The sequence below is a fragment of the Limosilactobacillus kribbianus genome (genome assembly GCF_026413145.1).
In the GTDB taxonomy this organism is placed as follows: domain Bacteria; phylum Bacillota; class Bacilli; order Lactobacillales; family Lactobacillaceae; genus Limosilactobacillus; species Limosilactobacillus kribbianus.
Genome location: NZ_JAOVYZ010000021.1, coordinates 22,903 through 32,951, shown reverse-complemented (window position 1 = coordinate 32,951; position 10,049 = coordinate 22,903). Strand labels below are relative to the sequence as shown.

Annotated in this window: 12 protein-coding genes and 1 riboswitch; of the genes, 7 read left to right on the top strand and 5 right to left on the bottom strand. The window is 52.7% G+C overall.

Annotated elements, in window-relative coordinates; all coding sequences use genetic code 11:
- Nucleotides 1–167: 167 nt before the first annotated feature.
- Entirely contained in the window at nt 168–626 is a 459-nt protein-coding gene (locus OCT58_RS05940) for a GNAT family N-acetyltransferase (protein WP_267201963.1), read from the top strand.
- On the opposite strand, the gene OCT58_RS05935 is transcribed toward OCT58_RS05940, so the two are convergent.
- Nucleotides 615–1,844 carry a D-alanyl-D-alanine carboxypeptidase family protein gene (locus tag OCT58_RS05935; protein WP_267201962.1) on the bottom strand — a complete coding sequence of 410 codons (1,230 nt, stop codon included), beginning with the start codon at nt 1,842–1,844 and terminating at the stop codon, nt 615–617. The two genes, OCT58_RS05940 and OCT58_RS05935, sit on opposite strands and share 12 nt — an antisense overlap.
- Before the next feature lie 81 nt (nt 1,845–1,925).
- Between OCT58_RS05935 and OCT58_RS05930 the strand changes: the two genes are divergently transcribed.
- A complete protein-coding gene (locus OCT58_RS05930; RefSeq protein ID WP_267201961.1) occupies nt 1,926–2,492 on the top strand; it encodes a hypothetical protein in 567 nt (188 codons plus the stop codon).
- 12 nt (nt 2,493–2,504) lie between these two features.
- Entirely contained in the window at nt 2,505–2,723 is a 219-nt protein-coding gene (locus tag OCT58_RS05925) for a hypothetical protein (protein ID WP_267201960.1), read from the top strand.
- On the opposite strand, the gene OCT58_RS05920 is transcribed toward OCT58_RS05925, so the two are convergent.
- Both OCT58_RS05920 and OCT58_RS05915 read right to left on the bottom strand, forming a co-directional pair.
- Nucleotides 2,701–3,243, bottom strand: a complete 543-nt coding sequence (locus OCT58_RS05920) for a L,D-transpeptidase (RefSeq protein ID WP_267201959.1) — start codon at nt 3,241–3,243, stop codon at nt 2,701–2,703. The two genes, OCT58_RS05925 and OCT58_RS05920, sit on opposite strands and share 23 nt — an antisense overlap.
- Before the next feature lie 190 nt (nt 3,244–3,433).
- Nucleotides 3,434–4,435 (bottom strand): NAD(P)/FAD-dependent oxidoreductase, encoded by a 1,002-nt coding sequence (locus tag OCT58_RS05915; protein ID WP_267201958.1) that lies wholly within the window; start codon nt 4,433–4,435, stop codon nt 3,434–3,436.
- A 174-nt stretch (nt 4,436–4,609) separates the two neighbouring features.
- Between OCT58_RS05915 and OCT58_RS05910 the strand changes: the two genes are divergently transcribed.
- On the top strand, nt 4,610–5,572 hold the full coding sequence (locus OCT58_RS05910; RefSeq protein WP_267201957.1) for a nucleoside hydrolase: 963 nt from the start codon (nt 4,610–4,612) through the stop codon (nt 5,570–5,572).
- A 213-nt stretch (nt 5,573–5,785) separates the two neighbouring features.
- On the opposite strand, the gene OCT58_RS05905 is transcribed toward OCT58_RS05910, so the two are convergent.
- Together OCT58_RS05905 and OCT58_RS05900 are read right to left on the bottom strand one after the other, a co-directional pair.
- Nucleotides 5,786–6,298, bottom strand: coding sequence for a TetR/AcrR family transcriptional regulator (locus tag OCT58_RS05905; protein WP_267201956.1), 513 nt, complete (start codon nt 6,296–6,298; stop codon nt 5,786–5,788).
- Nucleotides 6,299–6,308: 10 nt separating this feature from the next.
- Nucleotides 6,309–7,094 (bottom strand): sulfite exporter TauE/SafE family protein, encoded by a 786-nt coding sequence (locus OCT58_RS05900; protein WP_267201955.1) that lies wholly within the window; start codon nt 7,092–7,094, stop codon nt 6,309–6,311.
- 117 nt (nt 7,095–7,211) lie between these two features.
- Nucleotides 7,212–7,301: riboswitch (TPP riboswitch) on the top strand.
- Nucleotides 7,302–7,391: 90 nt separating this feature from the next.
- On the opposite strand from OCT58_RS05900, the gene OCT58_RS05895 reads away from it, so the two are divergent.
- From OCT58_RS05895 to OCT58_RS05885, 3 genes are read left to right on the top strand one after another with little or no spacing between them, the layout of a single operon-like run.
- On the top strand, nt 7,392–7,952 hold the full coding sequence (locus OCT58_RS05895; RefSeq protein WP_267201954.1) for an ECF transporter S component: 561 nt from the start codon (nt 7,392–7,394) through the stop codon (nt 7,950–7,952).
- A gap of 4 nt (nt 7,953–7,956) precedes the next feature.
- Nucleotides 7,957–9,354, top strand: a complete 1,398-nt coding sequence (locus OCT58_RS05890; RefSeq protein WP_267201953.1) for an ATP-binding cassette domain-containing protein — start codon at nt 7,957–7,959, stop codon at nt 9,352–9,354.
- A gap of 2 nt (nt 9,355–9,356) precedes the next feature.
- Nucleotides 9,357–10,010: an energy-coupling factor transporter transmembrane component T family protein gene (locus tag OCT58_RS05885; protein WP_267201952.1), complete on the top strand. Its 654-nt coding sequence runs from the start codon at nt 9,357–9,359 to the stop codon at nt 10,008–10,010.
- The last annotated feature ends 39 nt before the right edge of the window (nt 10,011–10,049 follow it).

Below are 10,049 nucleotides of genomic sequence, written 5' to 3'. Positions count from 1 at the left end.
AAGGCCACCTAATTAGTAACCGCGATTACTACTTAGGTGGCCTTAAAATTAACGAATTACTTTTCAAACGACATCCTGTAAGAACCGACCACTAATTGTCAAGCTCTTAACTTAATGACATTGAATTTCATGGGTGCTCCCTTTTATCTTTTGAGGTGATTTCTAAAATGATTATTCAACAATGTACCAAGCTGACGTCCCGGCACTGGCAGCTCCTTTTGCTGGCCGACCCCGAGCGCGCCGCCATTCAGCGCTACATCAATAGCAGCACCATTTTTGAGGCGCGGCACGAGCAAGAGCTAATCGCCAGCATCGTCCTGCAGCCACAGGATGGCCAGCGACTGGAGATTAAAAACATTGCGGTCCATCCCCACTGGCAAGGCCAGCATGTCGCCACTCGCCTGTTGGAATTTGCCCAACAATACGGTAGGCAACACGGCTACCATAAACTTTTTGTCGGCACCGGTTCTACCAGTTTTGCTCAACTCTATCTCTATCAGAAGGTCGGCTTTCGCGTGGTCGGCATCGCCCGGGACTATTTCGTCCGCAACTACCGCCAGCCGATCTACGAAAACCGACTTCACCTGCGTGATATGCTGATCCTAGCCCTGCCGCTAGTGAAATAGTCGCTGGAAGAAATTGCCACGCAGAATGCTTTGCGTGCTGGTCAATTGGTAGGTCAGGGCCTTCCTGTCAACGGACTTCAGACCTGGGCCGGACAATTCAAGGCTCCCGACTACCTGGCCGCGCTTGAGGGGGGCCACAAGCTGATCCTGCTTATTCACCAACTTGGCCCGGTATTTAACTGCCAGCGTGTAGTGCCGGGGGCTGCTGGTACCCCAGACTGTGACCTGCTTAGGCCCCAATGAAGCCTGGCGCTGAGCCCCATCGGCGATCTTCGGCTGACGCAGGTTGGCAGCGACCTTAACCGTCTGTAGGTGATAATCTTGTTTGAGCATCTGGTACAACCGCTGGGTTTGGACGAAGCGGTTATCCTTGTTTTGCCCGTTGGCATGCAAAATGACCGTGATGATCCGATGCCCCCGGTAGCGACCGGTGCTTACGAAGCAGGCGCCCGCCGCATCCGAGGTTCCGGTTTTGAGCCCGTCGATTTTCACTCCGGGGACCGTGTATTTGCCACCCGGCAGCATCTCGTTCAGGTTTTTGCCCACCTTCGACTTGTTCTTGGCAATATAGAAGGTCGCCTGCTTCTGGGCGGTCACCTGGAGCAGCTGGGGATAGTGGTTAACAAAATAACGAGCCATGATCGCTACGTCCCTTGCCGTCATGGAGTTCTCGGCGTTATCCGCATACTGATTTGACTTGAGATTCTTGAGATCGCTGTTTGTCAGGCCGACTGGGTTCACGATTGAATAATTTTTCAGACCGATTTTCTGGGCCTTTTGCTGGAGCTTGATGGTAAATTCATCGACGCTGTCGCCCGCCGCCATGGCCAGTGCCAGCGTGGCCCCATCGGCTGATTTGACCAGGGCCGCGTTTAACAATTCACGCACTGTATATGATTCCCCCGACTGGAGACCGATTGCCGAATAATTCGGGTCGTTGGAAACAGCAGCAATATCATCATTCACTTTGACCTTGGTATCGCCGGTGATCTGCTTATTTTTCACCTCGTCCTCCACGACCATCGCCGTGAGCAGTTTGCTGACCGAGGCGATCGGCAGCTTCTGGTCGGCGTTTTGTTCGTAAATTACCTGACCCGTGGTGGCATCCACCATCATCGCAGCCGAGGCATCAATTTGCGCTTGAGCATGGGCCGGAACGGTCATTACGCTCCAGAGCACCAAGATCGTTGTCATGATAATTGTCCAAAATTTTTTCATTGAATTTCTCCCAAAGTATACTGATTGGTTTCAAATACGCTAAGATAGAAGATAGACTACACACAAAGGAATCAATATCTAATGAATCGCGAACTAAAGCATCTCTTTTACCTGATCGCCATTTTCTTCATAATTAGTATCGTCATCATTAATGTCCACACCTACCTGAGCAGCAGCAAGTTCATTCCGGATGCCAGTCGGACCAGTCAAGTTGCCAACGCGAACCGACTGCGCCGTCCTAATCGCAACCACTCTTCCGAAAGCAAAGCCTCCCCCGATCTGCACAAGCAATCTCACTTGCGCGTCATTGCGGTAACTAAGCTGCAGAAGATCTTCGTTTTAAGCGGCCACCGGGTCATCTACACCATGCACGCCCGGGTCAACGCCAGTTCTCAGTCCACCAGCAGCCAGGGCCACTTTGGTCAACAGATTACTCACGTTGGCGGTCGGCAGGTCCTTTGCGCCGGCAACTGGGTGGCGCTTAACCACCATCTTTATTTTGTCGCTCCTACCACGATTGGCCAGCGCGCGGTTGCCAAGAATTGGCTTAAGCAAAGTTTTAACTTTCCGCGCACAATTCAAGTATCCCAACCGGACGCCCTTTGGCTGCGCAGTCTGCCTAAGGGAACGCCGGTGACGATTCGTTAAAGGAGGCCCATCATGCTCAAACGACTTTTCCCCCGCTCCTTTGTTCAACACCTGTTGATCAGCGACGGGGGCCTCATTCTCCTGATAATCTTATACAACCTGCTCAGCCTGATCATTCCGCTGGTCAGGATCTCGCTGGAGGCTGCTGTCCTTATCTTCGTCCTGGCTAACCTGCTTATCTGCAGCTTAAAGGCCATCGTTCCCTGGCTTAATCAACGATCACAACCTTAGTTCCGGTCGGCAAGTTCTGCTCAATCCAACGAGCATCGGCCACCGAGAGCCGGATGCAGCCGTGGGATCCCTGCGTCTTACCCAGCTTGGCCGCCTCAACCTTATTATAGGAACCGTCAGCCGTTGTTGGAACGCTGTGGAAAAGGTACTGACCGTGATCATGCCAGGAGGTGTAATAGTTGGCACCGACCTGCAGTTGCGAGTTGAAGAAATGGTCGCCCCGTTCCGATTGAACATGGAAGGTCCCGGTCGGCGTCAAACTCTTCATCTTGCCGGTCTGCTTATCCTTTTGATAGACGCCGCCGCAACTATACATCGTATAAAGCAGCTTGTTGCCGTCATAAATGTAAGTCCGGTTGGCCTTCAATTCTACTTTAACCCAGAGATTCTTGGCCTGTTTGAGGTCGGGATAGGGAACAGTCTCTGAGGACTGATGCCAGTCAATCGGCGTCCGCATGTGGCTGCTCTGGCTAGTTGCCGCCTGGGCACTTCCTCGATTGGCCGGGCCAAAAAATACCAAACTAACTGTCAGCAAACAAACGAGTACAAGTACAAACCGTTTCGTTTTTCCAAACAATTCTTTTCCCCTCTTAACCAAAAAACATATTGATCAACACTACCATGGTAGTTTAATGGGTACTGACATGCAATCATCTTTGCCAAGAATAAACGCAGCAAGTTGCTTTTCTCAAGCAGCCTGCTGCGTTTTCTTATTTTTGCTTAATATGCATCGAAGAACTGTGGGTGGCCATCCGCTTGTCCGGATAAAGTTGCTTAGCCAATGCGGTTACCGCAGTCGGTGCCTCCCCAAAGGCGGTCGCAATCAGGGCTGCCTTTCCGGGATAAGTCACCCCGTCACCGATGGCGTAGACACCGGGCACGCTGGTCTGCATCGTCGAGTCCACCTTAAGGAGCCGCCGTTCACTGGCCAAGTCCAATGACCACTTTGCCAAAGCCGCGTTATTTGAGGTAAAGCCGTAGTTGACCACCATCTGATCCACCGTCAGAGTCGTTTCTTCATCGCTGCGCATCTTTTTTAAGCCAATCGTCACTGCTCCATCAGCCGTTGTCTGCAGGCTCTTCGGCAGGTAGGGCGTCACCAGCTGAACTGAAGACTGCTTCAAGCGCGTCACCGTGTGCTCCAAGCCCCGGAATTGATTGCGTCGGTGAACCAGGTAAACCTCCTTGGCAAGCGGCTCTAGCATCAGTGCAATGTCGATAGCGGAATCACCGCCACCGAAAACGGCGACCCGTTGCCCGGCAAAGTCAGCCTTGTGGGTGACGAAATAGTGCAATTGATGGCCTTCTAATTCTTTGGCGCCGTCCAATGCCAGCGGCCGGGGAGTAAAGGCCCCGTTTCCTAGTGCAATAATGACGGCCTTGGAATGAGAGGTGCGCTCAGCGGACTTAATCGTAAAAGTCCCGTCGTCCTCCTTGATCACGTCGTCGACCGTCTCGTTGACGAACTGGTCCACGGGAGCAATTTTCAGCTGGTCCTTGAGGTGATCAACGAGCTCCTGGCCCGTAACTCCCGGCAGGCCGGCTACGTCCCAAATCTGTTTTTCCGGGTAAAGGGCAGCTACCTGGCCCCCAAGCTGAGGCAGACTTTCGATCAGTTGAGCATGCAGTTCATGCAGCCCACAGTAAAATGCGGCAAACATTCCGGCAGGGCCTCCACCAATAATAGTTACGTCATATTGTGATTCCGTCATCAAACACGGCCTTCTTTCTTCAAAACTTTGTTTAACTATTATAACATCTCGCTAAGGAATTAAATTCTTTTTGAAGCGCTACCAAATTTAACGTTTTACCTATTGTGTTTACCGAAAAACTAATCTATCATTGAAAGTGTAAACAACTTTTCTTATTATTTGGAGGGACTCAATATGGCTAAAAAGAAAATGATTCTTGACCTGGATACTGGTGTTGACGACGCTTTGGCAATCGCCTACGCTTTAGCTGCTCCAGAAGTTGACCTGATTGGGATCGTTAGTTCATATGGTAACAACCTGCTCGACGTTTGCGCACAAAATAGCCTGAAGCTCCTAGAACTGCTCGGTCACACCGACATTCCTGTATACAAGGGTCTGCCGCATTCATGCACGACTGACCACTTCGATGTAATGCAGGTTTCTAAGGATATCCATGGTAACAATGGGATCGGTGAAGTCGAACTGCCAGACCCACAACGCAGCGTGGAAGAAGAATCCGGTGTGGACTTCTACATTGACGCCGCCCACAAGTACGGCAAGGACCTGATCATCATCCCAACCGGCCCAATGACCAATCTGGCTGCTGCTCTTGAAAAGGATCCCGAGATTGCCCACCTGATCGGCAATGTTACCTTCATGGGTGGTGCCCTGACCGTTGAAGGAAATGTTACGCCGGTTGCTGAAGCCAACATTAACCAGGATCCAAAAGCCTGCAACGAAGTCCTGACCTCCGACCTGCCATTGACGATGGTGGGCTTGGACGTTACCCTGCGGACCCTGCTGACCAAGAAGGAAACCGCAAAGTGGCGTGAACTCGGCACCAAGGCTGGGAAGGCCTACGCCGACATCACCGACTTCTACATCGACGCCTACTACAACCTCGACATCGACAAGAACGGTTGTGCCATTCACGACCCACTGGCCGTTGGTGTTGGAATTGACCCATCCTTCGTTACCACGCTGAGCCTCTTCGTTAAGTGTGTCTACGAGGAAGGCCCTTACTACGCACGGATCATTGGTGACAACGCCAAGCTGAACGATCCAAATCCAAACGTTAAGGTTGCTATCAATGTTGACAAGGAACGTTACTTAAACGTCTTCATGGACCTGCTGACCAACTTGTTCAAGGAACACTAGTCCACAAAGATAAACACTTCTAACTAAAAGGGATGAAGCCTCCTATGACTTCATCCCTTTTGTTAATTCTTGAATGTTATTAAATAAGATAACGTGGAAAATAACCGTGGGGCTAGTGTCTAGCTACGGACGAAAGCCGACGCCTCCAACGCCGACTCCCGCCCTAGGCTAGCCATACGCCCCACTCTGATGGTTATTTCCCACTCACTTTTGTTATTCCGTAATTTTCTTCAGCATTTTTTTGAGACGCGCCAAGGCCCGGGCACGATCGTCCGGCGCCAGCAGGCACTCCTTGATGGTGGCGTGGCACAGGGTCATCACTGCCCATTGCGTGTCGGTCTGTGGTTCCAGCTGCGTACCGTTCTCCTGCGGCAATATCCCCTCGTTAGTCAGGAAATGGTTGCGAACAAATTGATAGTATGGTCCCTGGTGAACCCGGTCAACGAACTTAGCGACCATTTGGTAATAGTCTGACGCAGCAAGCTGCTGCTCCGTCTGGCCCAGAGGAACGTGGATCGCCACCAAAACTTCCTGCAGAAGGTAAAGGTAAGCATCCGTCAGGTCGGCAAAGTATTTATAAAAGGCGCCACGTGAAATTTGGGCATTCTTGATGATCCGCGCCACTTCAGCCGTTGCCAGACTGTGTTGGCTAAACTCATTCAGCAAGGCAGTCCGCACCCGCTGTTTTTTGGCATCCTTAAGATTGATAAAGGTTTGACTTGGCATTGGTTCTTCCTCACATTACGTTTCTAATTATCAGTGAAATAGCCAGCGTTAAGGCCCCGATCCCAACAATGATTTGCATCAGCCGCCCCGGGAGATGCCGCACAATGATCGGCCCGAGAATTCCGCCCAGAATATTTCCTAAGAAAAGCGGGATCACGTAGTTCCAATGAATCCCCGCTTCCAGGAAAAAGATAATGGCAGCCATCGTGTTAGTGGCCGTCATAGTCACGTTCTTCAGGGCATTATTAATTGCAAATGGCCGCTGGCGGTTGACGACAGTTAGGAGTGTCAGCATCATCACTCCGGCCCCCGAGTTAAAGTAGCCGGAATAGAGGCCGACCAAAAAGATGCCAACCCAGGCCAGTCCCCGGTGCAGGCGGGAACGGCCAAACGCCCGACTGTTTTGAATTAATTCCGGGTGAGCCTGACGCGGTCGATGGGGAAAGAGTAAAATAATCCCAGCGGCCCCGATACAAAAAGGCACCAATTCTTTAAAGTACTTGCTCGGCAGGGTAAATAAGAGCAGCGCTCCAATCATTGCCCCCACCAAAACGACCGGGATCATCAGCCACATCTGCTTACGATTATGTCGCAGCTCACGGGCTGATGCCAAGACCGAGCTGTACCCACTGGCAACCGTCGAATAGCTGCTAGTCACATTTGCGATCACTGGCGGCAAACCCAGCGCCAGCAGCGACGGATATGATATTAGAGATGCCAGTCCCGCGGCCGCACTCGTGATTCCAGCGCAGATACCGATAACAACTAACAAAGCAAAAAAACTTAACCCAGACATTCCATAACCTCGTAAATTTATTGACATCGACTATTATAAACTCTGTCATCCGTGCCTGCACCCCTTTCCCCGATTTGAACTTTATCCCTAAGTTATGTATCATAAGTGGTGAGATTAATACGATGTCTGGGGTGCCGAATGGCTGAGATAATACCCATTGAACCTGAACTGGACAATACCAGCGGAGGGAGATTCGGTAAATAATAAGAGATAATACTGCCCCACAATTGTTATTGTGGGGCTTTTTCTTACCCGTTGACCGCCTTAATCTAAATCTCGCTTTAAGGAGTCTTTCTGATGCACAAAAGAAGTTTTCACTTACGCGATATCATCCTGCTGGCCCTGATTGGGATCATCTTCGGGGTCATCTACTACGCGGCCAGCTTCGTCTACAACGGGCTGACCCTGTTGCTAACGCCAATTGGCTACGGCCCGATGGCCAACGACATCACCATGGGGATCTGGTGCATGGCCGGTCCCCTCGCCGGCTTCATGTTCCGTCTGCCCGGCTCGTCTTTTCTCGGCGAGTTTCTCGGGGCGGCCGTTGAAATGTTTCTCGGTGACCAGTGGGGGGCTTCCAACCTAATCTCCGGGGCCGTGCAAGGGGTCGCTACCGAACTGGGCTTTACCGTCACCCTCTACAGGCTTTATAACTGGTTGACCGTTCTGACCGTCTCCCTTTCGACGACCCTGATCACATTCGGCTGGGACTGGTTCCGGAACGGCTACAGCCACTTTGCCGGCCACATGCTGATTGTAATGTTTGTCGTGCGTTTCCTGTCGATCTTCTTCTTCAGCGGCGTCCTCAACAAGCTGATCATCAACATGCTCAACCGGGCCCACGTCATTAAGGAGTGAGCCAATGGACGCTATTCAAACCGACCGGCTGACCTTTCGCTTCGAACACCAGCAGCCGATCCTTGATCACGTTGATGTTGAATTCCCACTGGGCCAGAGCGCGCTCGTCGTTGGTCCCTCCGGTTGCGGCAAGTCGACCCTCTTGCGCATCATCGCCGGCCTATTGCCGAAATATGGGGGCGAAGTAACTGGTGGGCAGGTTGTTGTCCCCACGGATAATGGCCACCGTCCCCGGATCGGAATGCTTTTTCAAGATCCGGCCATGCAGTTTGCCATGGACACGCCCCAACACGAGATGGAATTCACCCTTGAAAACTGCCAGGTCCCCGCAGAAAAGATGGCGGAGCGGATCCAGCAGGCGGCTGACTTTTGCCAGGTAACGGATTTTCTCGACCGCAAAATTGCGACCCTGTCCGGTGGCCAGCAGCAACGGGTTGCCCTGGCCGTGGTTCTGGTCATGCGTCCGGAAATTCTCTTGCTGGACGAACCCTTCGCCAGCATTGACGAGGCCAACCGCCGTTTTTTGATCGCCCAGCTGACCAAGTGGCAAAAGCATTCCGGCCACACCCTGATCGTCACCGACCACGACTGTCACGGCTACTCCAGATTGGATCCGCGGGTCTACCGCTTTAGCGATCGCCAGGTCCAATTGCTCAGCCCCGACCAGGGACGGGCCCTGATTGCCCAAGCCGACAACGCCAGTCAGGCGCCGTTGCACACGGCCATTCCTGACTCCGCAACGCCGGCAATTATGCAACTAAACGATTTGACTATTGAGCGAGGAGATAGTCGACTGATTAAGGACGCCAGCCTGCCGATCGTCGAAAACAAGATTACCCTGCTGACTGGGGCCAACGGGGTGGGCAAGTCGACCCTCTTCAAAGCGCTCACCCGGCTGATTCCTTACCGGGGAAATATTTCCTACCGGGAAACCGATATTGCTAAATTATCACCCGGGAAATATCACCAGCAAGTCGGAATGGTCTTTCAGCAGGCCAACGATCAGTTTCTCAACGTCACGGTGGCTGAGGAGCTGACCCTCAGTGCCAAGCACCAGCGACAACCAGTCTTAACCAATGACCACTTGCAAACGATCCTGGAAGATTTTGGCCTGGCGGGAATGGAAAACCGGGTTGTTTATTCCCTCAGCGGAGGCCAGCGCAAAAAGCTCCAGCTCCTAGTAATGCTGATGATTGGCCACCCCGTCCTGCTCTTGGACGAACCCTTCGCCGGGCTTGATCGAAAATCGCTTGCGGTTGTGATTGACCTGATCAAGCGTTGCCAGCGGGCCCTGCCGCAGACAATCGTCATCATCAGCCACCAACTGGCTGGACTCGATCGTCTGGTTGACTACCACTTGCACCTGGCCGACCAGCGCCTGACCTACCTGGGAGGTGAATAATCATGAACCCCAGCTTGAAACTCTTTCTCGCGGTGATCATCGCCCTCGAGGTGACCTTCACCACCCACCTTTACACCAACGTGGTCATTATCGCCCTGGCCCTAATCTACCTGCTTGTCCACCATGTCAATGGCCGCCACCTGGTCATGCTGCTCCTGATCACGGCCATCCCGGCCCTGGCGATCTTCGCAACGATCGCCTTCTTCAGCCCCCAGCGCAACGTTTATTTTGCCTGGGTCCTGGTCACTCGGATCTACGTCTACGTCACGGCCGGGTCGGCGGTCAGCCTAACGACGACGCCCCTCCTGCTCGTCCGGTCACTGGAACAGGACTGTCACCTGCCAAGCAAGTTCGCCTATGGGATCCTGGCCGCCCTTAACCTGCTGCCAAAGATCCGCCAGGAAGTCAAGATCATCCGAATCGCCGGACAGATGCGGGGCGTGAACCTGCATTGGTGGTCACCAACCCTCTACTTCAAGGCAATCCTGGCCGCCAGTCAGTGGGCCGACTCGCTCGCCCAGGCGATGGAGAGCCATGGTTTTCGCGAAGGGGCGCCTCGGACAGCCGCCCAAGCGATCGCCATTACCAGGCGCGACTGGCTGCTCTTCGGCGGTGGTTTGGTCTTCCTGCAGGTAATTATCGTTGCCCTCCCTTAGCCGATCGGGCATAATATATGAAAAAGGGAGGAAATTAGC